The sequence below is a fragment of the Spirillospora sp. NPDC052269 genome, from assembly GCF_040679435.1.
Taxonomy (GTDB): domain Bacteria; phylum Actinomycetota; class Actinomycetes; order Streptosporangiales; family Streptosporangiaceae; genus Spirillospora.
This window is the reverse complement of sequence record NZ_JBFAUU010000006.1, coordinates 436,156-461,278: the sequence shown is the minus strand read 5'-3', so window position 1 is coordinate 461,278 and position 25,123 is coordinate 436,156. Positions and strand designations below refer to the sequence as shown.

General features: G+C 71.9%; 23 protein-coding genes. 15 read left to right on the top strand and 8 right to left on the bottom strand.

What is annotated here, in order from left to right; genetic code table 11:
- Window positions 1-3: 3 nt before the first annotated feature.
- From AB0L06_RS15930 to truB, 6 genes are all read left to right on the top strand, one after another.
- Window positions 4-306 (top strand): YlxR family protein, encoded by a 303-nt coding sequence (locus AB0L06_RS15930; protein WP_500231727.1) that lies wholly within the window; start codon window positions 4-6, stop codon window positions 304-306.
- 109 nt (window positions 307-415) lie between these two features.
- Window positions 416-3,523, top strand: coding sequence for a translation initiation factor IF-2 (gene infB / locus AB0L06_RS15925; RefSeq protein WP_500231726.1), 3,108 nt, complete (start codon window positions 416-418; stop codon window positions 3,521-3,523).
- Between the two features lie 228 nt (window positions 3,524-3,751).
- On the top strand, window positions 3,752-4,048 hold the full coding sequence (locus tag AB0L06_RS15920) for a DUF503 domain-containing protein (protein WP_500231774.1): 297 nt from the start codon (window positions 3,752-3,754) through the stop codon (window positions 4,046-4,048).
- A gap of 38 nt (window positions 4,049-4,086) precedes the next feature.
- A complete protein-coding gene (gene rbfA, locus AB0L06_RS15915) occupies window positions 4,087-4,560 on the top strand; it encodes a 30S ribosome-binding factor RbfA (protein ID WP_500231725.1) in 474 nt (157 codons plus the stop codon).
- The gene (locus AB0L06_RS15910; RefSeq protein WP_500231724.1) at window positions 4,557-5,609 is read left to right on the top strand and encodes a DHH family phosphoesterase; all 1,053 of its coding nucleotides are present in this window, start codon (window positions 4,557-4,559) and stop codon (window positions 5,607-5,609) included. The genes rbfA and AB0L06_RS15910 overlap by 4 nt, the downstream gene beginning before the upstream one ends.
- The gene (truB, locus tag AB0L06_RS15905) at window positions 5,606-6,478 is read left to right on the top strand and encodes a tRNA pseudouridine(55) synthase TruB (RefSeq protein ID WP_500231723.1); all 873 of its coding nucleotides are present in this window, start codon (window positions 5,606-5,608) and stop codon (window positions 6,476-6,478) included. The genes AB0L06_RS15910 and truB overlap by 4 nt, the downstream gene beginning before the upstream one ends.
- A gap of 21 nt (window positions 6,479-6,499) precedes the next feature.
- On the opposite strand, the gene AB0L06_RS15900 is transcribed toward truB, so the two are convergent.
- From AB0L06_RS15900 to AB0L06_RS15890, 3 genes are read right to left on the bottom strand one after another with little or no spacing between them, the layout of a single operon-like run.
- Window positions 6,500-7,528, bottom strand: a complete 1,029-nt coding sequence (locus tag AB0L06_RS15900) for an SCO family protein (protein WP_500231722.1) — start codon at window positions 7,526-7,528, stop codon at window positions 6,500-6,502.
- 40 nt (window positions 7,529-7,568) lie between these two features.
- Window positions 7,569-8,138, bottom strand: a complete 570-nt coding sequence (locus tag AB0L06_RS15895) for an MFS transporter (RefSeq protein ID WP_500231721.1) — start codon at window positions 8,136-8,138, stop codon at window positions 7,569-7,571.
- Between the two features lie 26 nt (window positions 8,139-8,164).
- Complete coding sequence (locus AB0L06_RS15890) at window positions 8,165-9,121, bottom strand: endonuclease/exonuclease/phosphatase family protein (protein WP_500231720.1); 957 nt, start codon at window positions 9,119-9,121, stop codon at window positions 8,165-8,167.
- A gap of 158 nt (window positions 9,122-9,279) precedes the next feature.
- Between AB0L06_RS15890 and AB0L06_RS15885 the strand changes: the two genes are divergently transcribed.
- The 7 genes from AB0L06_RS15885 (at window position 9,280) to AB0L06_RS15855 (ending at window position 16,753) form a co-directional block, all read left to right on the top strand.
- A complete protein-coding gene (locus AB0L06_RS15885; RefSeq protein ID WP_500231773.1) occupies window positions 9,280-10,239 on the top strand; it encodes a bifunctional riboflavin kinase/FAD synthetase in 960 nt (319 codons plus the stop codon).
- Window positions 10,240-10,571: 332 nt separating this feature from the next.
- Window positions 10,572-10,841 carry a 30S ribosomal protein S15 gene (rpsO, locus tag AB0L06_RS15880; RefSeq protein ID WP_500231719.1) on the top strand — a complete coding sequence of 90 codons (270 nt, stop codon included), beginning with the start codon at window positions 10,572-10,574 and terminating at the stop codon, window positions 10,839-10,841.
- Between the two features lie 339 nt (window positions 10,842-11,180).
- Window positions 11,181-13,502: a polyribonucleotide nucleotidyltransferase gene (locus tag AB0L06_RS15875; RefSeq protein ID WP_500231772.1), complete on the top strand. Its 2,322-nt coding sequence runs from the start codon at window positions 11,181-11,183 to the stop codon at window positions 13,500-13,502.
- Between the two features lie 84 nt (window positions 13,503-13,586).
- Entirely contained in the window at window positions 13,587-14,918 is a 1,332-nt protein-coding gene (locus AB0L06_RS15870) for a M16 family metallopeptidase (protein ID WP_500231718.1), read from the top strand.
- Between the two features lie 65 nt (window positions 14,919-14,983).
- A complete protein-coding gene (locus AB0L06_RS15865) occupies window positions 14,984-15,361 on the top strand; it encodes a phage holin family protein (protein WP_500231717.1) in 378 nt (125 codons plus the stop codon).
- 70 nt (window positions 15,362-15,431) lie between these two features.
- Window positions 15,432-16,178: a 4-hydroxy-tetrahydrodipicolinate reductase gene (gene dapB, locus AB0L06_RS15860; RefSeq protein WP_500231716.1), complete on the top strand. Its 747-nt coding sequence runs from the start codon at window positions 15,432-15,434 to the stop codon at window positions 16,176-16,178.
- Window positions 16,175-16,753 carry a transglutaminase-like domain-containing protein gene (locus tag AB0L06_RS15855; protein WP_500231715.1) on the top strand — a complete coding sequence of 193 codons (579 nt, stop codon included), beginning with the start codon at window positions 16,175-16,177 and terminating at the stop codon, window positions 16,751-16,753. Before dapB ends, AB0L06_RS15855 begins: the two co-directional genes overlap by 4 nt.
- On the opposite strand, the gene AB0L06_RS15850 is transcribed toward AB0L06_RS15855, so the two are convergent.
- The 3 genes from AB0L06_RS15850 to modA all read right to left on the bottom strand — a co-directional run bounded on the left by AB0L06_RS15850 (window position 16,750) and on the right by modA (window position 20,599).
- Window positions 16,750-17,433, bottom strand: coding sequence for a Uma2 family endonuclease (locus AB0L06_RS15850; protein ID WP_500231714.1), 684 nt, complete (start codon window positions 17,431-17,433; stop codon window positions 16,750-16,752). The genes AB0L06_RS15855 and AB0L06_RS15850 overlap by 4 nt on opposite strands.
- An 83-nt stretch (window positions 17,434-17,516) precedes the next feature.
- Window positions 17,517-19,667 (bottom strand): ATP-dependent zinc metalloprotease FtsH, encoded by a 2,151-nt coding sequence (gene ftsH / locus AB0L06_RS15845; RefSeq protein ID WP_500231713.1) that lies wholly within the window; start codon window positions 19,665-19,667, stop codon window positions 17,517-17,519.
- A gap of 152 nt (window positions 19,668-19,819) precedes the next feature.
- Window positions 19,820-20,599, bottom strand: coding sequence for a molybdate ABC transporter substrate-binding protein (gene modA, locus AB0L06_RS15840; RefSeq protein WP_500231712.1), 780 nt, complete (start codon window positions 20,597-20,599; stop codon window positions 19,820-19,822).
- Window positions 20,600-20,717: 118 nt separating this feature from the next.
- On the opposite strand from modA, the gene AB0L06_RS15835 reads away from it, so the two are divergent.
- Window positions 20,718-21,407 carry a uracil-DNA glycosylase gene (locus tag AB0L06_RS15835; RefSeq protein WP_500231711.1) on the top strand — a complete coding sequence of 230 codons (690 nt, stop codon included), beginning with the start codon at window positions 20,718-20,720 and terminating at the stop codon, window positions 21,405-21,407.
- A gap of 133 nt (window positions 21,408-21,540) precedes the next feature.
- On the top strand, window positions 21,541-22,545 hold the full coding sequence (locus AB0L06_RS15830) for a hypothetical protein (RefSeq protein ID WP_500231710.1): 1,005 nt from the start codon (window positions 21,541-21,543) through the stop codon (window positions 22,543-22,545).
- Here AB0L06_RS15830 and AB0L06_RS15825 read toward each other — a convergent pair.
- Together AB0L06_RS15825 and AB0L06_RS15820 are read right to left on the bottom strand one after the other, a co-directional pair.
- Entirely contained in the window at window positions 22,509-23,375 is an 867-nt protein-coding gene (locus AB0L06_RS15825; protein WP_500231709.1) for a 1,4-dihydroxy-2-naphthoate polyprenyltransferase, read from the bottom strand. The genes AB0L06_RS15830 and AB0L06_RS15825 overlap by 37 nt on opposite strands.
- Window positions 23,376-23,435: 60 nt before the next feature.
- Window positions 23,436-25,118 carry an MFS transporter gene (locus AB0L06_RS15820; protein ID WP_500231708.1) on the bottom strand — a complete coding sequence of 561 codons (1,683 nt, stop codon included), beginning with the start codon at window positions 25,116-25,118 and terminating at the stop codon, window positions 23,436-23,438.
- Window positions 25,119-25,123 lie beyond the last annotated feature (5 nt).

The window sequence follows — 25,123 nt, the reverse complement described above, 5'->3', positions numbered from 1 at the left end:
CTGATGGGTGGTGACCGGGCGGTCCCCGCACGAACGTGCGTGGGCTGCCGGGTTCGCACGGCCAAGTCCGACCTGTTGCGCCTGGTGGTCCGGGACGATGTGATCGTCCTCGATCCGCAGGGGCGGCTTCCGGGCCGGGGTGCTCACCTGCACCCTGATCCGAAGTGCCTCCAGCTCGCCGTCAAGCGTCGGGCGTTCCCCCGGGCCTTTCGCGTCCAGGGGCCGCTCGATCACAGCGGGCTGGAATCCGCACTTGCGGCACACGCCGCGCAGCAGCAGGATGGCCGAACGGTAGGCGACGTCTAGTCGGAAGCAGGTCGAGATTGCTATGAGCGCTCGATGAGCACGCCGCGATGAGTACGGCAAGGTAACGACGGTCCGGAGGCCGCACCCCCGGACCGAGGTAGGGAGTGCAGTGGCGAAGGTCCGGGTTTACGAACTCGCCAAGGAGTTCGGTGTAGAGAGCAAGGTCGTCATGGCCAAGCTCCAGGAGATGGGCGAGTTCGTACGGTCGGCGTCCTCAACGATTGAGGCGCCGGTTGTTCGCAGGCTCGCAGAAGCTTTCAATCAGGGGTCCGGCAAGCCCGGCCCCAAGGCCGGGAAGAAGCAGGCTCCCCGTCCGACTCCGCCCAAGCCGAGCCCCTCGGGCAACGGCGCGGGCGCTCCTGCCCCGACGGGTGAGGCCCGTCCCGCTCCGGGACCGCGTCCCGGTCCGCGTCCGGCCCCCGCTCCGCGCCCGCAGGGTGGCGGCCAGCAGGGTGGCGGCGCGCCGAAGCCGGGCCCGCGTCCGGGTCCGGTTCCGCCCGCTCCCGGCATGCCCGGTGGCGGCACCCCCGCTCCCGCGCCCGCCGCGCCCGCTGCGCCGATGCCCGCCGCCCCCGCGGCGAGCGGTGGCGAGCAGGTCCGTGGTGAGCAGGTTCGTGGCGAGCAGCGTCCCGCCCGTCCCGAGCGCGGCGACCGTCCCGAGCGCGGCGACCGTGGCGAGCGCGGTGGCGCCCGTCCGGGTCCGCGCCAGCAGGGTGGCGGCCAGGGCGCCGGCCCGAAGCCGGGTCCGCGTCCGGGTCCGCGTGCAGCCGGCGGCGGTGGCCGTCCCGGCGCTCCGCGTCCGGGCAACAACCCGTTCAGCTCGACCAACTCCGGCATGGGCCAGGCGCCCAAGCCCGGCCCGCGTCCCGGACCGCGTCCGGACGGTGACCGCCCGCGCGGCGGCGACCGTCCCGGCGGCCCGCGTCCCGGTGGCGGCGGTCGTCCGGGTGGCGCTCCCGGCGCCGGCGGTCCGCGTCCCAGCCCGACGGGGATGCCCCCGCGTCCGGCCGGTGGCGGCGGTCCGCGTCCGAGCCCGATGAACATGCCCTCCTCCCGTCCGGCCGGTGCTCCCGGTCGCGGCGGACCGGGTGGCGGCGGCGGTCGTCCCGGTGGCGGCGGTGGCCGTCCCGGTGGCGGTGGCGGTCGTCCCGGTGGCGGCGGTGGCCGTCCCGGTGGCGGTGGCGGCTTCGGTGGCCCCCGCGCCGGCGGTGGCGGCGGCGGCGCTCCGGGTCGTCCCGGTGGCGGCGGCTTCGGCCCCCGTCCGGGCGGCGGCGGTCGCGGTCGCGGCGGCACGCAGGGCGCGTTCGGCCGTCCGGGCGGACGCCCGGCGCGCGGCCGTAAGTCGAAGCGGGCGCGTCGTCAAGAGTTCGAGGCGATGCAGGCCCCGTCGACCGGTGGCGTGCTGGCCCCGCGCGGCCACGGCAAGACCATCCGGCTGCCGCAGGGCGCGTCGCTGACCGACTTCGCCGAGAAGATCGGCGCGAACCCGGCGTCGCTGGTGCAGATCATGATGCACCTCGGCAAGATGGTGACCGCCACGCAGTCCGTCGACCCCGAGGACCTGCAGCTGCTCGGTGCCGACCTCGACTTCGACGTGCAGGTCGTGTCCCCCGAGGACGAGGACCGCGCGCTGCTGGAGTCGTTCGACATCGAGTTCGGCGAGGACGAGGGCGGCGAGGAGAACCTGCAGCCGCGTCCGCCGGTCGTGACCGTCATGGGTCACGTCGACCACGGTAAGACCAAGCTGCTGGACGCCATCCGGCACGCCGACGTCCAGGCGGGCGAGGCCGGCGGCATCACCCAGCACATCGGCGCCTACCAGGTCCAGACCACGGTGGACGGCGAGGACCGCAAGATCACCTTCATCGACACCCCGGGTCACGAGGCGTTCACCGCCATGCGTGCCCGTGGCGCCGACACCACCGACCTGGTGGTGCTGGTGGTCGCCGCGGACGACGGCGTCAAGCCGCAGACCACCGAGGCGATCGACCACGCCACCGCGGCGGGTGTCCCGATCGTGGTCGCGGTCAACAAGATCGACGTCGAGGGCGCGGACCCGACCAAGGTCCGGGCGCAGCTCACCGAGTACGGCCTGGTGGCCGAGGAGTTCGGTGGCTCGACCCAGTTCGTGGACGTGTCCGCCAAGCAGGGCACGAACATCGAGGGTCTGCTCGAGGCCGTCGTGCTGACCGCGGACGCCGAGCTGGAGCTCACCGCCAACCCGGACATGCCCGCCCAGGGAACGGCCATCGAGGCCCACCTGGACAAGGGCCGCGGTTCGGTGGCGACGGTGCTGGTCCAGCGCGGCACGCTGCGGATCGGCGACTCGATCGTCTGTGGTGTGGCCCACGGCCGCGTCCGGGCGATGCTGGACGAGAACGGCAACACCGTCGAAGTGGCGACGCCGTCCCGTCCGGTGATGGTGCTCGGCCTCAACGCCGTGCCCGGCGCGGGTGACAACTTCCTGGTCGTCGAGGACGAGCGGGTCGCGCGCCAGATCGCCGACAAGCGCACCGCGCGCAAGCGCAACGCCGAGCTCCTGCGCTCCCGCAAGAGCAGCTCCCTCGAGGAGCTGTTCAAGGACCTGGAGCGCGGCGAGCGGGAAGAGCTGCTGCTCATCCTCAAGGGCGACGTGTCCGGTTCGGTGGAGGCTCTGGAGGACTCGCTCCTCAAGATCGATGTCGGCGACGAGGTGTCCCTCCGGGTCATCCGCCGCGGCGTCGGCGCCATCACCCAGGACGACGTCAACCTGTCGCTCGCCTCGGACGGCGCGGTCATCATCGGATTCAACGTGCGTCCCGAGCGGAACGCGCAGGATCTGGCCGACCGCGAGGGCGTGGACATCCGGTACTACTCGGTCATCTACCAGGCGATCGAGGAAGTCGAGGCGGCCCTCAAGGGCATGCTCAAGCCGGAGTTCGAGGAGCACCAGCTCGGCACCGCCGAGATTCGCGAGATCTTCAAGGTCCCGCGGATCGGGAACATCGGTGGTTCGATGGTCACCTCGGGCATCATCCAGCGCAACGCCAAGGCGCGCCTGGTCCGCGACGGCGTCGTGGTCGCCGACAACCTCACGGTGTCGTCGCTGCGCCGCTTCAAGGACGACGCCACCGAGGTCCGCGAGGGCTTCGAGTGCGGTATCGGTGTCGGCTACAACGACATCAAGCTCGGCGACGTCGTCGAGTGCTTCGAGATGCGCGAGAAGCCGCGCGACTGATGCCGTAGGCACTGGGCGCCCCCTTCCGTGAGGGGGGCGCCCTACCCCTGCCCGATCCGGGTGGGGTGAAGTGTGTTAAAGCAGGTGAGAGCGTCAGGCTGATCAACTAGCCTGGCGCTCTCCACATGGGTGGTCGTCTTTCGGAGGTTCCGGTGTTCGCGGGACGCGATCAGGGGAACAGCCGATGAGGCCGCCGTCGTTCACACTAGGGAAACCGGGGTGGTCGTCCTGTACGTAGGCGCTTTGAGGCTCGATCTGCTGCTCGGAGACGTGCGGTCGCTGAAGCAGAAACGGGCGGTGGTACGTCCGATCATCGCGGAGGTGCGCAAGCACTTCCCCGGGGTGGCGGTCGCCGAGACCGGCGACAACGACCTGTACCGCCGGGCGGAGATCGGAGTGGCGGTGGTGTCCGGGGCCGCCGACAACTGCGCACACGTGCTGGAACAGTGCGAACGGCTGGTGGCCGGTCGCCCCGAGATCGAGCTGCTGTCGGTCAGACGGCGGCTCTTCAACGACGAGGACTAGGCGCCCTTCCGGGGGCGCCGTGGAAAGGGAGTGCGATCATGGTGGACGCAGCCCGGGCGCGTAAGCTCGCCGACCGCATCCAGCAGATCGTGGCCGAGATGCTGGAGCGGCGGATCAAGGATCCGCGGCTCGGCTTCGTGACCGTGACCGACACCCGGATCACCAACGACCTGCGCGACGCGACCGTGTTCTACACGGTGTACGGCACGGAGGAGGAGCGGGCCGGGACCGCCGCCGCGCTGGAGAGCGCGAAGGGGACCATCCGGACGGAGGTCGGGCGGCAGACCGGCGTGCGGCACACGCCGAGCCTGACGTTCAAGCTCGACTCCCTCATGGAGAACGCCGCGCACATCGACGACCTGCTCGCCAAGGCGCGCAGGTCGGACGCCGAGGTCGCCGCGGCGGCCGCGGGTGCGACGCACGCCGGTGACGCGAACCCCTACAAGGAGGACGCGGACGAGGACGAGGACGACGACAGCGGCGACGACGGCGTCGCCAGAGCCTCCTCGTGAACACCGGGGCCGGACTCGACTGGGACCGGGCCCTCGAGCTGATCGACGCGGCCGACGAGGTCGCGCTGGTGTGTCACATCGGGCCGGACGGCGACGCCCTGGGCTCGATGCTCGCGGTCGCGCAGGTGCTGCGGGGGCTCGGCAAGTCCGTGGCGGCCTCGTTCGGCGAGCCGTTCACGGTCCCGTCGAGCCTGCGCTTCCTGCCCGGCATGGAGCTGCTGACCGGGCCGGGCGGGCTGCCGGCCCGTCCGGCCCTGATGATCACGCTGGACGCGGCGGGCCCGGACCGGCTCGGTTCGCTCGCCGCGGCCGCGGCCCGCGCCGACGCGCTGATCGTCCTTGACCATCACGCGTCCGGCGGGTCCTTCGCCGCCGGACGCGACGGCGAGACCGTGATGCTGGCCGACGCCGAGGCCGCCGCGACGGCCGTCCTCGCGGACGAGCTGATCCGGCGACTCGGCGTCCCGCTCACCCCGGACGTCGCGCAGGGCCTCTACGCGGGCCTGGCCAGCGACACCGGGTCCTTCAAGTACCCCTGCACGACCCCGCAGGTCCACGACCTGGCGCGCCGCCTGCTGGAGGCGGGCGTGCGGCCGGAGAAGGTCAGCCGCGAGCTGTGGGACCGCGCCCCGTTCGGCTACCTGCAGGTGCTGTCGGGCGCGCTCGCCCGGGCCCGGCTGGAGCGTTCCGCCGCCGGTGGCCGCGGCCTGGTCTGGACGACCGTCCAGGCCGGTGACCGGTCCGTCTGCGGCGTCACCTACGAGCAGCTCGAAGGGGTCATCGACCAGCTGCGCCGCACCGAGGAGGCCGAGGTCGCGGTGGTCTGCAAGCAGACCGACGCGGGCGACTGGTACGTCTCCACCCGCTCCAAGGGCGGCGTGGACGTGGGCCGGGCCTGCGCGCTGCTCGGCGGCGGCGGGCACCGCGCGGCCGCCGCCTTCAACGCGGCGGGCGAGCCCGCCGAGATCATCGACCGCCTGCGCGACGCCCTGTGCGCGGTCGAGGAGACAGATTCCCGCTTCACCACCGACTCGGAGCGCATCGCGTGACCACCTCTGGACTCGTCATCGTCGACAAGCCCGCCGACTGGACGTCGCACGACGTCGTCGGCAAGATGCGGCGGCTCGCCAAGACCCGCCGCGTCGGGCACGCGGGCACGCTCGACCCGATGGCCACCGGCGTGCTGGTCGTCGGCGTGGAGAAGGCGACCCGGCTGCTCGGCCACCTCGCGCTGACCGAGAAGCAGTACGACGCGACGATCCGGCTCGGCCAGACCACCAACACCGACGACGCGGAGGGCGAGATCACCGCGTCCGCGTCCACCGGGCACGTGACCGACGCCATGGTCATGGCGGGGATCGCGCCGCTGACCGGGCCGATCAGCCAGGTCCCGCCGCAGGTCAGCGCGATCAAGGTGAACGGGGAGCGGGCGTACAAGATCGCCCGCAAGGGCGAGGAGGTCGAGCTCAAGGCGCGTCCGGTGACGGTGCACGCCTTCGAGGTGACCGCCATCCGCCGCGAGGGCGACTTCGTCGACGTGGACGCGTCGGTGACCTGCTCGTCCGGGACCTACATCCGGGCGCTGGCCCGCGACCTCGGCGCCGCGCTCGGCTGCGGCGGCCACCTGACCTACCTGCGGCGCACCCGCGTCGGCCCGTACGACCTGAGCATGGCCCGCACGATCGAGCAGCTCACCGAGAACGTGGAGATCCTGCCGATCGGCGACGCGGTCGCGGCGGCGTTCCCCCGCCGGGACGTGTCGGCCGACGACGCCCGCAAGGTGACGCACGGCGGCAAGCTGCCCGCCGCCGGTCTCGGGCCGGGCCCCGTCGGCGTGTTCGCACCCGACGGGACCCTTCTGGCGCTGGTCGAGGAGCAGGGCCACGCGGCCAAGCCCCTCGCCGTCTTCGCGTCCTAGCCCGCGTTCGCTCCCGCGGTCCTAGCCGTTCACCGGGACGACCTTCGCCGTCACGGCGACGTCGCCCGCCTTGGCGAAGTGCAGGGTCAGCGGGACGTCCTGGCCGAGCTTGAGGTCGTGCGGCTTCATCAGCATCAGGTGCAGGCTGCCCTTGGCGAACTCGACCGTCCCCTTGCCGATCGGGACGGTCATGATCTGCTCCATCTTCATGCCGTTGGCGCCGTTCATCACCATCCGGTGCATCTCGACGGTCCCGGCGGCGGGGGAGTCCACGCCGGTGAGGGTGTCGGGCTGCCCGCTGTTGGTGATCGTCATGTATCCGGCGGTGACGTCCGGTGAGGACGGTGTCCGCACCCGCGCGCCGGTGACCTTGATCGAGTCGGACGTCCCGGCGGACGGCGACGCCGACGCCGAGGCGGGCGCGGACAGCAGGGCCTTGAGGTCGTGCGCCATGTCCGCGCTGCCGAACTGGTACGGGAACATGAGCGCGCCCGAGCCGTTCGGTCCGTAGACCATGACGTTGCTGCCGTGCGACACGGCGTAGTTGCCCTTGGCGTCCGCGGGCGGCGGGCTGATCGACGTCCTGGCGGCCGCGGCGGCCTTCTTGATCTCGGCGTAGGGGCCGGTCAGGCCGACGAACGACGGATCGAACCTGCCGAGGAAGCCCTTGAGCGCGCTCGGCTTGTCCCGCGCGGGGTCGGCGGTGACGAACAGCACGCGGGTGCGGGCCCTCTCGGCGGGGGACAGCAGGCTCATCGCGCCCGCCGCGTCCGCCATGGTGGTCGGGCAGATGTCGGGGCAGTGGGTGTAGCCGAAGAACAGCATCGTGACCTTGCCGCCGGCCTGGGCCGCGAGGTCGTACGGACGGCCGTTCTGGTCGGTCAGCCGGACGTCCGGGATCTTGTAGGACGCGGGCAGCGCGGTGGACTTGTACGGGCCCTGGGACATGGGCCGCTCGGCCGCCGCCGGGGCGTCCGATCCGCCGGAGCCGGAACAGGCGGCCGCGCCCAGCAGGACCCCGGCCAGCCCGAGCGCAACGATTGCGCGCATGCGAGAACTCTCCACGTGAACTGGTGAAACGAAGGAATGATCAGACGAGGGAGAGCGCCCGCGGCGGGCCGCGCCGCGAGACCGAGTGGCGGAGCGAAGCCGTCCGCGCGGGCAGGATGCGGGCCGCCGGACGGACGATCGTCCGCGCGGGCACCGTGACGTCCGGCAGCATCGGCCGGGGCGGGCGCGCGGCGGCGGCGATCCGGCGGGCCAGCGACCAGGCGGCCGCCTCGCCGCGCCGCAGCCACCAGGCCGCGATCAGCGCGGCCAGCGTGTGGGCGAGCGTCATGACCGCGCCGCCATGCGCGTGGCCGGTGTGCGGCAGCCCGTGGTGGACGGTCCCGTCCGATATCTGGACGAACAGCACGTGCAGCCCGAACTGCGCCCCCAGCAACCCGCCGAGGATCGTCGGGTACGACCGTTCCGTCCCCGCGAGCAGTGCGGCGACCCCGGCGACGAAGAGGAATCCGAGGCCGATTCCGGCCGCCGGCACGGCCGCGCCCGCCGAGAACGCGTGTCCGGCGGCGGTCAGCGTCAGGCAGACCGTCGCGAAGACCACCGCGCGGGCGGAGCGGGAGATAAGCCGGTCAGGCAGTGTGGAATCGGACATGGCTGGATTCATCGTCCCATGCCCGTTCACGAGCCGACGCTGAAGTCCGCCTGAACGGCCCTGTGGTCGCTGCCGGGGGTGCGCAGGGTCGTCGCGGCCTCGGCCTTCACGCCCCGGTACAGCACATGGTCGGGACGGGTGATCGGGAAGGAGGACGGCCAGGTGAAGCCGAGTCCCTTCCCGGCTGTGAGCTGGGCCTCACGCAGCATCGGCACCAGCTTGCCGAGCTCGCGGTCGGTGGTGGCGGTGTTGAGATCACCCAGCAGGACGATTCGTTTCGACCCGTCCGCCCGGATCGCGTCGGAGAGCCGGTTCACGCTCATGTCCCGCTTGTGCGTCGCGCCCGGACGCGCCGACCCGGCATGCGCCACATAGACCGCGACCTCCCCACCGGGGCTCTCGGCGCGGACCCGGAGGGCGCGCGGCCAGCCCAGGCCGAGATCGACGACCTGGCTCTCGCGCAGCGGGAACTTGCCCCACAGGGCCACGGTTCCGCGCCGTGCGCTGAACGGGTACAGCGCGTCCAGCCTGCGGGTGAACGCGCCGTCTCGGAACTCCTGGATCGCGATCAGGTCCGCGTTCGTGCGGATCAGCCGCTCGACGGTGGCGCGCGGGTCCTTGTTGTCGGCGTACAGGTTCTGGCTGACGACGCGCAGGTCGTGCCGAGCGGAGGAGGCTCCGGGCAGGAAGGCGCCGCCGAACTGGAACGCCCATATGACCGCCGGGACGAGCGCGAGGGCCAGGCCCGTCCACGCCTTCCGGTAAAGGCCGAACGCGAGGAGCGGCGGAATCGGCAGCCCGATCCACGGCAGGGCCGTGTCGAGGAGTGTCCCGGCCGCGCCCGGGACGGCCCGGTGCCCCGCCAGCAGCGCGGCCACCACCAGCGAGAGCAGCGCGATCACGGGCCCGCGCGGACGCGTACCGGACAGGGAGATGCCCCCGCTCCGGGCGTTCCGCGTGCCGCTTCGGCTCTGGACGCTCACCCTGCAGACGCTACCCGGAGTGATCAGATGCCGCAGACCGTTCACACGCCGGGATTCCGCCGCCCCCGCCGGACCGCGCACCCCGCCGCGCATGGCACCCTTGGGCGGGAGACGGAAAGCGGCGTGACGGCCGCAGGATCCGACGCAGGGAGTGCATGGTGCGGCGCTGGCAGGGCCTCGACGAGGTCCCCGCCGACCGGGGACGGTCGGTGGTGACCGTCGGCGTGTTCGACGGGGTGCACCGGGGGCACGCGCGGATCGTCCGCGCCGTCGTCGACCGTGCCCGCGAGCGCGGTCTGCGCTCGGTCGTGGTCGCCTTCGAGCCGCACCCGGACGAGATCACCACGCCGGGGCCCCACCCGCCGATGCTGACCACCGCGCGCCGTCGCGCCGAACTCCTCGAGGAGCTCGGGGCGGACGCGGTCCTGGTGATCCCGTTCACCCCCGAGCAGTCCCGGGAGCCCGCCGACGAGTTCGTCCGCCGGGTCCTGGTGGACGCCCTGCACGCGGAACACGTGATCGTCGGGGCGGACTTCCGCTTCGGCCACGGCGCCCGCGGCGATCTCCGGCTGCTCACCGAACTGGGCGACAAATACGACTTCACCGCTGAAGGGATACCGCTGGTGGCCGACTCGGGCGCAGGCGCCGACACCATCACCTCCACCCGGGTCCGTGCCGACCTGGACGCCGGGGACGTCGAGGCCGCGGCCCGGGCGCTCGGCCGCCCGCACCGCGTGGAGGGCGTCGTCGTGCGGGGCCACCAGCGCGGCCGCGCGCTCGGCTTCCCGACCGCCAACCTGGAGACCCCGGCCCACTCGGCCATCCCCAGGGACGGCGTGTACGCGGGCTGGCTGATCGCCGACACCGACCGCTTCCCCGCCTTCCGGTGGCCCGCCGCGATCTCCATCGGCACCAACCCGACCTTCGAGGGCGCCGAGCGCACCGTCGAGGCCTACGCCCTCGACCGCGACGATCTGGACCTCTACGGCGAGCACATGGCCGTCGACTTCCTGGCCCGCATCCGCGACACCCTGAAGTTCGACTCGATCGAGGACCTGATCGAGGAGATGCACCGCGACGTCGCCCGCGCTCGCGACCTCACCTCCACCGACTCCTGATCCCCACTGGGTCCTGACCTCCGCCGAGTCCTGCCCGCCCTGGGGCCGGAGAACGGCGGAGTCCGTGCGGTCCCAGAGCGGCGGAATCCGTGCCTCCCGGACGGTGGGGACGGCGGATTCCGTGCGCGGACGGGGCCCGGGCGGAGTGATCACGGTGCGCCGCCGCTCCGTGACAGCCGCGTCCAGGGGGCGTGGTACGGTGGATAGTCGTCGGGACGAGGTCCCGGCGCGGCGGGCTGCACCCTCATGCGGCCCGCGAACGCATCCCTGACGCATCATGCGGACCCCGGGCGGCCGGGGCCTGCGGATGACGAGAACACAGAAGGAGCCACGTGTCGCTCGACACCGCCACCAAGAACAAGATCATCTCCGAGTACGCGACCACTGAGGGTGACACCGGTTCCCCGGAGGTCCAGGTCGCGCTGCTGACCAAGCGGATCAACGACCTGACCGAGCACCTCAAGGAGCACAAGCACGACCACCACAGCCGCCGTGGTCTGCTGCTCCTGGTCGGCCGTCGCCGCCGTCTGCTGAAGTACCTGCAGAACAAGGACATCAGCCGCTACCGCTCGCTCATCGAGCGACTCGGCCTTCGCCGCTAGCGGTGACAGAGGGGGAGTGGTCCGGATCGGGCCACTCCCTCCTCGCATAGAACAACCCCCATACGACCCCCGGTTCCTGGGCATGACAGTTCCCGGGGGCACCCGGCCGGTCGTCCGACCGGCCGGACAGGCCGGCCTCAGGGCCGGCCACCGAAGAAAGCCTCGCGGACACCGCTGCTGCGGCCGGTCCTCGGTAGTGGCCTCCGGATCGCCGCCGGAAGACGGCCCCGATCCGGGCGCTTCGATCGAAGACCGGCACCGCCTGTCAGCACAACGGGAAACGACCGCGAGGCGACGTCAACCGGAAACAGGAGGTTTCCCGTGACCGAAGCTCCGCGCATCGAGGGCGCGACCAGTGCCGAGGCCGTGATCGACAACGGCTCGTTCGGCAAGCGGACCATCCGCTTCGAGACGGGCCGGCTGGCCCGTCAGGCCGCCGGCACCGCCGTCGCCTACCTGGACGACGAGACCATGGTCCTGTCGGCCACCACCGCGTCGAAGAAGCCCAAGGACAACCTGGACTTCTTCCCGCTCACCGTGGACATCGAGGAGCGGATGTACGCCGCCGGGCGCATCCCCGGCTCGTTCTTCCGCCGCGAGGGCCGGCCGTCCGAGGACGCGATCCTCACCTGCCGCCTCATCGACCGTCCGCTGCGCCCGTCCTTCAAGAAGGGCCTGCGCAACGAGATCCAGGTCGTCGGCACGATCCTCGCGCTGAACCCCGACGACCTGTACGACGTCGTCGCGATCAACGCCGCGTCCCTGTCCACCCAGCTCGCCGGGCTGCCCTTCTCGGGCCCGATCGGCGGCGTCCGCGTCGCGCTGATCGACGGCCAGTGGGTCGGCTTCCCGCGGCACTCCGAGCTCGAGCGCGCGACCTTCGACATGGTCGTCGCGGGCCGGCTGCTGGAGGACGGCGACGTCGCGATCATGATGGTCGAGGCCGAGTCCACCGTCGGCACGCTGAAGCTGGTCGGCGAGGGCGCGACCGCCCCGACCGAGGAGACGGTGGCGCAGGGCCTCGAGGCCGCCAAGCCGTTCATCAAGGTCCTGTGCGAGGCGCAGAGCGCGCTGGCCGCGACCGCCGCCAAGCCGACCGCCGAGTACCCGATCTTCCTGGACTACCAGGACGACGTGCTCGAGGCCGTCACCGCCGCCGTCAGCCAGGAGCTGGGCGAGGCGCTGACGATCGCCGACAAGCAGACCCGCGAGTCCCGCCTGGACGAGATCAAGGCGGGCGCCGCCGAGAAGCTCGGCGCCGACTTCGAGGGCCGTGAGAAGGAGATCTCCGCCGCCTTCCGCGCCGTCACCAAGAAGGTCGTCCGCGAGCGGGTCATCAGCGACGGCCTGCGCATCGACGGCCGTGGCGTGAAGGACATCCGGCAGCTGTCGGCCGAGGCGCACGTGATCCCGCGGGTGCACGGCTCGGCGCTGTTCGAGCGCGGCGAGACCCAGATCCTGGGCGTGACCACGCTGAACATGCTCCGCATGGAGCAGATGATCGACACGCTGAACCCCGAGCGCACCAAGCGCTACATGCACAACTACAACTTCCCGCCCTACTCCACCGGTGAGACCGGCCGGGTGGGCTCGCCGAAGCGGCGCGAGATCGGGCACGGCGCGCTCGCCGAGCGCGCCCTGCTCCCGGTGCTGCCGACGCGCGAGGAGTTCCCGTACGCCATCCGGCAGGTGTCGGAGGCGCTCGGCTCCAACGGCTCCACCTCGATGGGCTCGGTCTGCGCGTCCACGATGGCGCTGCTCGACGCGGGCGTCCCGCTGAAGCAGATGGTCGCGGGCATCGCGATGGGCCTGATCCACGAGGGCGGCGAGTACGTCACCCTGACCGACATCCTCGGCGCCGAGGACGCGTTCGGCGACATGGACTTCAAGGTCGCCGGCACCCGTGACCTCATCACCGCGCTCCAGCTCGACACCAAGCTGGACGGCATCCCCGCCTCGGTCCTGGCCGCGGCGCTGAAGCAGGCCAAGGGCGCGCGGCTGGCGATCCTGGACGTCATGGCCGAGGCCATCGAGGGTCCGGCCGAGATGTCCCCGTTCGCTCCGCGGATCATCACCATCAAGGTCCCGGTCGACAAGATCGGCGAGGTCATCGGCCCGAAGGGCAAGATGATCAACTCGATCCAGGACGACACCGGCGCGGACATCACGATCGAGGACGACGGCACCATCTACGTCGGCGCGACCGACGGCCCGTCGGCCGAGGCGGCGCGGCAGGCGATCAACGCGATCGCCAACCCGCACATGCCCGAGGTCGGCGAGCGGTTCCTCGGCACGGTCGTGAAGACCACGACGTTCGGCGCGTTCGTGTCGCTGCTGCCCGGCAAGGACGGCCTGCTGCACGTCTCGCAGATCCGCAAGCTGCACGGCGGCCAGCGGATCGAGAACGTCGAGGACGTCATCTCGGTCGGCGAGAAGATCCAGGTCGAGGTCACCGAGATCGACCAGCGCGGCAAGCTGTCGCTGGTCCCGGTCGAGGTCGTCGAGCGCGAGGCCGCCGGCAAGGAGGCCGCGGGCGAGGCGCACCAGGCGCCGGAGGCCGAGGCCGCGCGTCCGGTCGACGACGACGAGGACGGCGAGAAGCGCGCTCCGCGCCGCCGCCGCACCCGTCGCCCGGCCGGCGACGACAGCCGCAACTCCTGATCACATCACCGCCGTTCCGATCGGCCCGTCCCGTCAGCTGACGGGACGGGCCGTCGGTCCGTCCAACCCCTGGAGATCCACCCCGTGACCAGCCCGCAGCAGCCCGGCCGCAGCCCCCGGAGCGGCCAGCCCGACACCGTGTCCGAAGGGGAGGGCGCCGTCCGGCGCACCGTGCTCCCCGGCGGACTGCGGGTCGTCACCGAGACGCTGCCGACGGTCCGCTCGGCGGCGTTCGGCATCTGGGCCGGGGTCGGCTCGAGGGACGAGGCCGTCGCCGACGCCGGCGCCAGCCACTACCTCGAGCACGTGCTGTTCAAGGGCACGCGGAAGCGCTCGGCGCTGGAGATCTCGGCGGCGGTGGACGCGGTCGGCGGCGATCTGAACGCCTTCACGGCCAAGGAGTACACCTGCTACTACGCGCGGGTGCTGGACAGCGACCTGCCGCTGGCGGTGGACGTGGTGTCCGACATGGTCGCGGCGTCGGTGAACCGGGACGAGGACGTCGAGGCCGAGCGCGGGGTGATCCTCGAAGAGATCCACATGCGCGACGACGACCCCGGTGACCTGATCCACGACGAGTTCTCGCTCGCGCTGTACGGCGACGTCCCGCTGGGCCGGCCGATCCTCGGCACCGAGGAGTCGATCAACGCGCTGTCGCGGGACCGGATCCACGGCTACTACCGCGAGCACTACAAGCCGTCCGACCTGGTGGTGTCGGTCGCGGGCAACATCGACCACGACGAGGTCGTCCGGCTGGTCGAGTCGGCGTGGGCGCCGTACCTGTCCGACATCGGCGCGCCGTCGCCGGCCGCGCCGCGCGTCGGCGGCCCGGACGTTCCGGTCGACCCGACCGTCCGGGTGCTGGACAAGGACACCGAGCAGGCGCACATCGTGCTCGGCTGCGAGGGCGTCCGCCGCACCGACGACCGCCGGTTCGCGCTCGGCGTGCTGAACGCGGCGCTCGGCGGCGGTATGTCGTCCCGGCTGTTCCAGGAGATCCGGGAGAAGCGCGGCCTGGCGTACTCGGTGTACAGCTTCACCTCGCAGTACGCCGACAGCGGGATCTTCGGCGTGTACGCGGGCTGCCAGCCCGGCAAGGCCGAGGAGGTGCTGGCGATCTGCCGCGAGGAGATCGCCCGCGTGCTGGACGGCGGGCTCACCGACGAGGAGCTGGAGCGCGGCAAGGGCCAGCTGCGCGGCGGCATGGTGCTCGGCCTGGAGGACACCGGGTCCCGGATGTCCCGGATCGGCAAGAGCGAGCTGGTGTACGAGTCGCTGCTGGCGGTGGACGAGGTGCTCGCGCGGATCGAGGCGGTCACGCCCGACGACATCCGGGAGATCGCGGCGGAGGTGCTCGGACGGCCGCAGGCCCTCACCGTCATCGGCCCGTTCGAGAACGCCGACTTCACGCTCTGACCCACGGCCGTCACGTGGCGGCAGTGGCCCGTTACCCTGCGTTCATGATCGGGTAGAGACCCGGCATGAGATTTCTGCTCAGGACCGTGATATGCGCGGTCGCGCTGTGGGTCGCGACCGCGCTGGTGCACGGGATCGAGGTGACCGCGGCCAACGCCACCAAGCAGGGCTTCACCCTGCTGGGCGTCGCGGTGATCTTCGGTCTGGTGAACGCGTTCATCAAGCCGGTCATCCAGGTGCTCGGCTGCGCGTTCTACGTGCTGACCCTCGGCCTGTTCGCGCTGGTGGTGAACGCGCTGCTGTTCATGCTGACGAGCTGGCTGGCCAAGCAGCTGAGCCTGCCGTTCCACGTGGACGGCTTCTGGTCGGCGTTCTGGGGCGCGATCGTCGTCGGGATCGTCAGCTGGCTGCTCAACATGTTCGTCGTCAAGCAGCGCGACTGAACGGCCCCGCTCGGGCTGCTCAGGCCCCGCGATAGGCTCGGGCGGACCTACGCAGACCTGGAGGAACATCGTGATCAGGGTTGGGGTGCTCGGCGCGCGCGGCCGGATGGGCAGCGAGGTGTGCCGGGCCGTCGAGGGCGCGGACGACCTGGAACTGGTCGCGGCGCTCGACCAGGGCGACGCGCTCGACGGGCTCGCCAAGGCGGGCGCCGAGGCCGTCGTCGACTTCACCCACCCCGACGTGGTCATGGACAACCTCCGCTACCTGACCGAGCACGGCATCCACGCCGTGGTCGGCACGACCGGGTTCGACGCCGAGCGACTGGACACCGTTCGGTCCTGGCAGGCGGCGACGCCCGGCGGCAGGGTCCTCATCGCGCCGAACTTCGGCATCGGCGCGGTGCTGATGATGCACTTCGCGGCCAAGGCCGCGCCGTTCTTCGAGTCGGTCGAGATCGTCGAGCTGCACCACCCGAACAAGGCGGACGCGCCGTCCGGCACCGCGCGCCGCACCGCCGAGCTGGTCGCCGCCGCGCGCGCCGAGGCCGGCGCGGCCCCCTCGCCGGACGCCACCAGCCAGGAGATCCCGGGCGCGCGCGGCGCGGACGTCGAGGGCGTCCGGGTGCACGCCGTCCGGCTGTCCGGGCTGATCGCGCACCAGGAGGTGCTGCTCGGCGGGCACGGCGAGACCTTCACGATCCGGCACGACTCGATGAACCGCGAGTCGTTCATGCCGGGCGTCCTGCTGGGCGTCCGCAAGGTCGGCGGGCTGCCGGAGCGGCTCACCGTCGGCATCGAGTCCCTGCTCGGCCTGTGAGGTTCTCCCCGGTCTTCGCGGCCGAACCCTGGGAGTACCTCGGCGCGGACGAGGCCGTCGACGTCGAGCATCCGCTCGTCCAGGCGATCGCGTCCGAGCTGAGGACGGGGGACGACCTGACGTACGCGCGGCTCGCGTTCGAGTACGTCCGGGACAACGTGAGCCACCCTGCCGACGTCCCGGATCCGCGGGTCACCTGGCGGGCCTCGGACGTCCTGGAGCAGGGCACGGGCTTCTGCTACGCGCAGGCCCACGCCCTGACCGCGCTGCTGCGTGCCGGCGGCATCCAGGCGGGGCTGTGCTACCAGCGGCTGCGTGACGGCGACCGGTTCTTCCTTCACGGGCTGACCGCTGTGCTCGCCGATGACTGCTGGGTTCGCCTCGACCCGCGCGGGGTCGACCTCGAGTTCTCCGCCTCCGATGACCGTCTCGCCTATGAGGTGGATTCGGCCGCGGGTGAGCTCGACTATCTGACGGTCTACGCGTCGCCCCCGGAGGTCGTCCTCAGCGCGCTGCAGAGCGACTCGGACGCCCTCGCCCTGATCCGCGACGCCCTCCTGCCCTCAGAACTCTAGCCCCAAGGCTCCCACTCGTCGGTCGAGAATGAGAACCCGAGTGGTTCGGGTAGTTGGATGACGTCACCGAACTCCCAGGTGAAGTTGCGGCGGTACCTGCCCTCGCCGCTGCTGATCGGATCGCTGTAGAGCGTGACGGCCGCGGCTTCCGGGGCGCGATCGATCAGAAGATAGAAGGGGAGGCCGACGCGGGCGTATCCGTTCCACTTCGTGGGAAGCCGACGACGATCTCCGGGCGGGCGGTCGTCGGATGCGTTCGAGGATGAGGTGACCTCGACGGCCATGGTCAGGTGTTCCGGAAGCAGCTTTCGGTAGTGCTCCGCCCGGGCTTTTCTGTCGGTCTCCCGGTCCAACACGCAGAGGTCGGGGATGTACCCGTCGCGGATCTCGCGGAGGTTGAGGTCCTGCGTGGCGATATAGGTCCAGGGGAATCCGGAGTCGGCGGCCTTGGCGAGCGTGAGTCCTTCCTGGATGTCGCGAATGATCGCGTTGTGCGGAAAAGAGGGGGCAGGTGACACGACGATCTCCCCATCGATGATCTCGACACGGGTCCCGTCGTGGGGGAGGTCGAGAAGCTCGTCGAGTTCGTCGCGAAGCCAGAGTTCGTAAGGGTCTCCAGGGAACTGCTGATGACGGTGCACGACAGCCATGACGCTCACTCGGGGTGCTTCCTCCCTCACGCTGGGCTCCCGTCATCGGAGGGGCGGTTGTCACCGAGCGTACCCATTTTGCTAGATCAGCTCCGTTGGCCGCGCGGGTGGGGTCAGTTGGTCGGGTGGCCGAGGTCCTCGGTGTCACTGGTGCCGGGGAGCGGGGTTCCGGGCGGCGTGCCAACGCCGGACAGGGCGGGGCGGTCGGAGGCGCGCGGGACGCCCGCGGCGGCGTAGGCGCCCGCCTCGTCGAGGGTCTCGGCCTCGAGGAGGGCGAGCGCCAGGGCGTCCAGCTTGTCGCGGTTGTCGCTGAGGGTGCGGAGCGCCTCCTGGTAGCACTCGTCGACGATGCGGCGGGCCTCCTCGTCGACGGCGTCGAGGGTGCCCTGGGACGCGTACTGGTTCATGGGGTCGCCGCCGTCCGGGGGGAGGACCGAGAGCGGGCCGATGCGGCTCGACATGCCCCAGCGGCCGACCATGCCGCGGGCGATCTGGGTGACCTGCTGGAGGTCGCTCTCCGCGCCGGTGGTGATCACGCCGAACACCAGCTCCTCGGCCGCCATGCCGCCGAGCGCGCCGATGATGCGGCCGCGCAGGTACCGCTCGTCGTAGGCGTAGCGGTCGCTCTCCGGGGTGGAGACGGTGACGCCGAGGGCGCGGCCGTGCGGGACGATCGTGATCTTGCGGACGGGGTCGGCGCCCGGGTAGAGCATGCCGAGCAGCGCGTGGCCGGACTCGTGGAAGGACGTGCGGCGGCGCTCCTCCTCGGGCATCACCAGCGAGCGGCGGGTGCCGAGCTGGATCTTCTCCAGCGCGGTGTGGAAGTCGGCGTTGTCGGTGGCGGTGTGGCCGCGCTTGACCGCCATCAGGGCCGCCTCGTTCACCAGGTTCGCCAGCTCGGCGCCGGTCATGCCGGGGGTCATCTTGGCGAGCTCGGTGAGGTCGACCTCGGCGGCGATCGGGACGTCCCGGGTGTGCACCTTGAGGATCGCGACGCGGCCGTCCAGGTCGGGCGGGGACACGGTGATCTGCCGGTCGAACCGTCCGGGGCGCAGCAGCGCCGGGTCGAGGATGTCCGGACGGTTGGTCGCGGCGATCACCACGACGCCCTCGGAGCCGGAGAACCCGTCCATCTCGGTGAGGATCTGGTTGAGGGTCTGCTCCCGCTCGTCATGTCCGCCCATGCTGGCGCTGGAACTGCGGGTGCGGCCGATCGTGTCGATCTCGTCGATGAAGATGATGGACGGCGCGGTCTTGCGGGCCTCGGTGAACAGCTCGCGCACCCGGGCCGCGCCGACGCCGACGACCATCTCGATGAACTCCGACGCCGCCGCCGAGTAGAACGGCACGTCGGCCTCGCCCGCGACGGCGCGCGCGAGCAGCGTCTTGCCGGTGCCGGGCGAGCCCGTCAGCAGCACGCCGCGCGGGGCGCGGGCGCCCATCCGGCGGTACTTGTCGGGGTCCCTGAGGAAGTCGACGATCTCCTCGAGCTCGGCCTCGACCTCGTCGATCCCGGCGACGTCGGCGAACGTGGCGCGCTTCTCGTCCGGTGTGACGGGTTTGGGGGAGCGGCCGAAGCCGCCGAGCATGCCTCCGCCGCGTCCGCCGGCGCCCATGCGGCGCTGCAGCCAGATCATCGCGCCGATCCACAGGCCGACGAACAGCAGCGTGGGCAGCAGCGACAGCAGCAGGTTCGCCAGGAGCCCGCGGCCCTCGGTGACGGGCTTGGCCTCGACGACCACGCCCTTGCTCACCATCTCGCCGAAGATGTTGTCGTTGGCGAACTCGGGGCGGAGCGTCTTGAAGTCGGAGTAGGTCTTGCTCTTGTCGCCCTGGCCGGGGATCTGCTGGGCCTGCTTCAGCTTGCCCTGGATCTCCAGGCCCTTGGTGTAGACGTCCTTGACGTTGCCCGACGCGACCTGCTGGGTGAACGCGGTGTAGGGGATGTCGGCGCGTTCCTTCTGGCCCGCGATGTTCATGGAGGTGTAGCTCAGCGCGAACACCAGCAGGAGCAGGCCCCAGAAGATCATCGTGTTGCGGCCCGGCCGGAAACCGCCCCCGCCCCCGCCGCCGCCCTTGCCGTCCCCGGCGTCGCCGTTCTTGTTCTCGGGCCGGTGCTTGACGCCCTCGGCCCGCCAGGGCTGGTCGGGCTTGTCGCGGGGCGGAACGGCCTGCCTCCGGTCGGGCTGCCTTCGCTCGGGCCGTCCGTCCGGACGAGCCCTCTCCGGCCGGCCCGGCGGCGTCTCCGCTGGATTGGACGGCACCTTTGCTCCCCTAGCATCCTCAGCGCGCCCCGAACCCGGGGGGCGGAACAAGATCTTCCCTGGTCAGCGACCCGGAAAACCCGGACCGGAGGCCGTCGGAACGGGCCCGGCGCGCCGTCGCGAGCGGGCGCGCACCGGCGTCCGCCGGGATGTCACCCGCTCGCCGCCGGAGCGGCGAACCCGTACTTCTGGAACAACGAACGAGCGGTCGCAGATGTCAGCCATGTGATGAACGCCTCCGACTGCTTCGTGTGTCCACCGCGCACCGCCACCGCCGGATAGGACGCCGTGACGTTCATCGCCGCCGGAATCGGCACGATCCCGGCCGCCACGCCGGCGGAACGGAGATCGGTGACATACACCACGCCCGCGTCCGCCTCACCGGTGCGGATCCGGTCCAGCACGGCCCGTGAGCTGATCTCCTGCGACGACGTCCGGACGGTCAGCCCGGCATGCGCGAACAACTGCTGCGCGTACCGTCCGACCGGGACGATCGGCCCGCCCGTGACCACCCGCAGACCCGGCCTGACCAGGTCGAACGGCGAGCGCAGCTTCTTCGGGTTCCCGGGCTGGACGGCGATGGCCAGCGAGTTCCCGGCGACGATCCGCGGACGGCCCGCCAGCCGCGGCGCGACCTCCGCGTCCTTGAGGGACGCCTCGTCCGCGGTGACCAGGACGTCGGCGTGCTGGTGGTCGGCGACCTTCGCGGTCATCTCCTGGGAGCCGCCGTAGGCCGTCCGGAACCGCACGGACGGGTGCGTCTGGTGGTAGGTGCCGCCCAGTTCGTCCAGCACGCCGGTCAGCGAGGACGCGGCCAGGACGGTCAGCGTCACCGGGCCGGACGAGCCGCCGCAACCCGACAGGAGGGTGGCGAGCGCGGCGATCAGGGACGGACCGGCGAGGAGCCTCCGCCAACGGGGGGAGTCGGGCATATGCCGTCATCCTAGGGTCGGTTCCGCTTCGCCCCGGTGATTCGCGCCGGGCGTGTCAGTGCCCCGGACTAGGGTTCTGCCCAGTGATCCTCGCGAAACCCGGCTGGAGAGTCCCCCGATGACGTTCGACCTGATGGAGCAGCTGCCCGGCGACTGGCGGGGGCGCCTCGACCCCCTGCTCGACCCGGCCAGGACCGCCGCGCTCGGCGAGTTCGTGGCCGGCGAGTACGAGGAGCAGACGATCTACCCGCCGCGTGAGGACCTGTTCAACGCCTTCCGGCACTGCCCGTACGACCGGGCCCGGGTGCTCATCCTCGGGCAGGACCCGTACCACGGCCCCGGCCAGGCGCACGGCCTGTCCTTCAGCGTGAAGCCGGGCGTGAAGCCGCCGCCGTCGCTGCGCAACATCTACAAGGAGCTGGCGAGCGACCTCGACGTCCCGGTCAACACGCAGGGCGACCTGACGCCGTGGGCCGACCAGGGCGTCCTGCTCCTCAACGCGGTCCTGACCGTCCGCGCCGCGGACGCCGGGTCGCACGCGAACAAGGGCTGGGAGGAGTTCACCGACGCGGCCATCCGCGCGCTGAACGACAAGTCCGAGCGGGTCGTGTTCGTGCTGTGGGGCGCGTACGCGCGCAAGAAGGCCCGCCTTGTCACGGGCGACCAGCACGTCGTGATCGAGTCGGCGCACCCGAGCCCGCTCAGCGCCAAGAAGTTCTGGGGCACCAAGCCGTTCAGCGCCGTCAACAAGGCCCTCGCGGACGCGGGCGAGCCCGAGATCGACTGGGACCTCGGCTCCGCCTCCTGACGCCCTGAGCGGCCCCTCGAGGCCTTGGTGCCCCCTTCGGGGCGGCGACGGGTGATCGTTTCCCCCGTCCGGGGGAAGCGGTTCCCCTGCGGGCGGGAGGTGCGGCAGGGCGGCCTTCGCGATGCTCGGAGCCATGACGACCATCGCTCAGCCCGTGCCGTCCGCCCCGGGGGGACGGCACGGGTCACCAGGCGCGCTGCGCCTGGCCATCGCGTACCTGACCTGCGCGGCGTGCGTTCCGTACATCGTGCTGAAGGCGATCTGGATGTTCGGCGGGAACCTCGGCGTCAACGACACCGAGGGAATGCACAGCACCGCGGTGGTGGTCGTCAACGCGATCACCTTCGCGCTGGACACCACGACCATCCTGATCGCGTTCGCGTTCACCTACGGGTGGGGCCGGCGTCTGCCGTCCTGGCTGGTCGTGGTCCCGATCTGGGTCGGAACGGGGCTGCTGGCCCCGCTCGCGCTGGGCCTTCCGCTGGGCACGATCGTGCAGTTCGCGATGGGCGAGGGCTCACCGACGTCGAGCGCGGGCGCGTCCGCCCTTGATCCGTGGGTGTTCGTCGTGGTCTACGGCGGTTTCATCACGCAGGCCGTGGGGCTGACGGTCGCGTTCCTCTTCTACGCGAAGGCACGCTGGCCCGAGGTGTTCAGGCTGACCGCGCGGGACGTCCCGGCGGGGCCGACCGACGTCATGCGCCGGTTCCTCGCCTGGGCGGCGGCGGTCCCGATGGCCTTCGTCGCGGTCGTGGACCTCTACTGGGCGTTCGGCGGCGACGGCGGCCGCACGGCCGACCTCAGCACCACGCAGCAGGTGATCCAGTTCGTGGACGCCGCCATCGCGCTCGCCGGGGCCGTAGGGGCGCTGGCGCTCGTCCAGCGGCGGCGCGGGCGGCTGCTCGTCCCGCTGGTCGCGACGTGGATCGGCGGCGGCGCGGGCTTCGGCTACGGCCTGCTCACGTCCACGATGGCCGTGGACCCGGACACGACCACCCTGGAGAACCTGGACGCGCTGGCGGGCCTGCTCGGTGGCCTGGTGATCGCCCTGGCCGGCGCGTCCCTGATCGCGGAACGCGCCGCCGGGGCGGGGGCGGACGGTCAGAGCGCGAGCCCGACCGCCAGCAGGACGCCGTAGACGATCTGGAGGCGGGCGGTCATGCCCAGCACCGGGATGAGGTCCTTGCCCTTGGCGCCCTGGACGACCTTCTGCGTCGGCGGCACCGAGAACGGCGCGGCCAGCAGTGCGATCAGCACCCACGGGTGCGGGGCCGCGAGAGCGAGGACCATCATGAACGGCACCGCGCAGCACGCCGCGTAGAGGATGCGCGTCCAGGGGCCGCCGAGGACGACAGCGAGGGTCCGCTTGCCGGACTCCTTGTCGTTCGGGAGGTCCCGCAGGTTGTTGACGACGAGCAGCGCGCAGGCCAGCAGCCCGATCGGGACGGCGGCCGCCCACGCCTCCCAGGGCAGCGTCTCGGTTTGGACGTACACGGTGCCGACGACCGCGACCAGCCCGAAGAACACGAACACCGAGATCTCGCCGAGCGCCCGGTACCCGTACGGGTTCTTGCCCCCGGTGTAGAACCAGGCGGCGAGGATCGCGAACGCGCCGACCAGCAGCAGCCACCAGGACGACACGGCGGCGAGCACCAGGCCCGCGACGGCCGCGACCGCGAAGCTGCCGAGCGCCGCGGCGAGCACCTGCTTCGGCTTGGCGACCTTCGACCCGACCAGGCGGAGCGGCCCGACGCGGACCTCGTCGGTGCCGCGCACGCCGTCGCTGTAGTCGTTGGAGTAGTTCACCCCGATCTGCAGGACGAGCGCCACGACGGCGGCCAGCAGGGCACGCCACCACACGGCGTGTCCCGCGCCGATCGCCACGCCGGTTCCGACGACGACGGGCACGAGCGAGGTGGGAAGGGTGCGGGGCCGGGACCCGGCGACCCATTGGGAGAGCGTGGCCACAGTGATACCGCTAGTTCTCGAGGGTGCAAGGGGACGGTAGTCGATTCTCGCCGATGAAGATCAATGCTCGGGCGCCGCCGCCTGGGCGTGTCCGGCCAAGGGCTCCTGAGCTGCGGTTTCGTCGTCCGAGGAGGTCCGGGAGGCGCCCGCCGGACGCAGCCGCAGGGAGAGCAGCAGCCCCCCGGCGAGGATGATCGCCGTGGCGAGCGCGCCCGCCCGGGACGCGTCGGCGAGGCTCGCGTCGGCGGCGTGCGCGACCTCGTCCATGCCGGACGTCCGGTGCAGGTCGCGGGCGTAGGTCCCGGCGCTGTGCCGCAGGTCGTGGGTGATCGCGTCGCGTTGCGCGGCGGGCAGGCCGTCGCCGTCGAGGCGTCCGGACATGGCGTGCCCGAGCGTGGTCGCGAACACCGTCCCGATCACCGCGACGCCGAGCGCCGCGCCGATCTGGCGGGCCGTCGACTGGGTGCCGGACGCCTGCCCGGCGCGGTCCGGCGGGACGTCGGCGAGGGAGACGTTGGTGAGCTGCGCGGAGGTCAGGCCGAGGCCGAGGCCGTACAGCAGCATCCACGGCGCGAGCCCGAGCCCGCCGGTCGTGGGGGACAGGGCGGCCGCGAGCGCGAGGACGGCGAGGACCTCCAGCACCATCCCGCCCTGGACGACCCGGTGCGGCCCGTACCGGTTGGCGAGCACGTGCGCGACCGCCCCGGAGCCGAACGCCCCGGCGGCCAGAGGCAGGATCGCCAGGCTGATCTCCAGCGGCGCGCTGCCGTGCACTCCGAGCAGGAACAGCGGCAGGACGAACAGCAGCCCCAGCTCACCGACGTTGATCAGCGCCGAGGACAGGTTGCCGTTCCGGAAGTTCGGGATGGAGAACAGCGTCAGGTCGAGCATGACGGGCCGTCCGGCGGCGGCGCGGGCCCGCTCGACCACGGCCAGCGCGACCAGCAGCGCCAGGCCGGCGGCGATCATGAGCGGGATCGGCGAGAGCCCGCCGACCGCGACGTGCCGGGTGGCCGTCCACCAGCCGAACGTGGGGCCCTCGATGATCCCGCAGACCAGCAGGCCGAACGCCGCCGCGGACAGCGCCGCGCCGGGCCAGTCGATGCCGAGCCGCCCGCCCGCCTCCGCCGCGCGGGTCTCCGGGACGACCTTCAGGACGCCCCAGATCAGCACCGCGCCGAAGAACAGGTTCACGCCGAACGCCCAGCGCCACGTCCCGCCGGACGCGAGCGCGCCGCCGACCAGCGGGCCGAGCGCGGACATCCCGGCGATCGTCGCGCCCCAGATCCCGAAGGCGTGGGCGCGCTCCTTGCCGGTGAACATCGCGTTCAGCGTCGAGAGTGTGGCGGGCATCACCATGGACGCGCCGACGCCCTGCAGCGCCCGCGCGCCGATCAGCGTCGTCGAGTCGGTCGACAGCGCGGCCAGGACGCTCGCGACGGTGAACACCGCCACGCCGAGGACGATCATCCGGCGCCGTCCGAACAGGTCGCCCGCGCGCCCGAACGGGATCAGCAGCGCCGCGAACACCAGCGCGTAGACCGAGGTCACCCACTCCGCGCTCGCGGTGCTCAGCCCCAGGTCGGCGACCAGCTGCGGGAGCAGCACGCCGACGATCGTGGCGTCCACCACGATCAGCGAGACGCCGAGGCTGATGACGACCGCGGCGAACATCGCGCGGCGCGCGGTTCCGGCGTCCGCGGCCGGGGCGAGCGGCGGCGTCATGGGGGCGAGTCGGGGCACGGGTT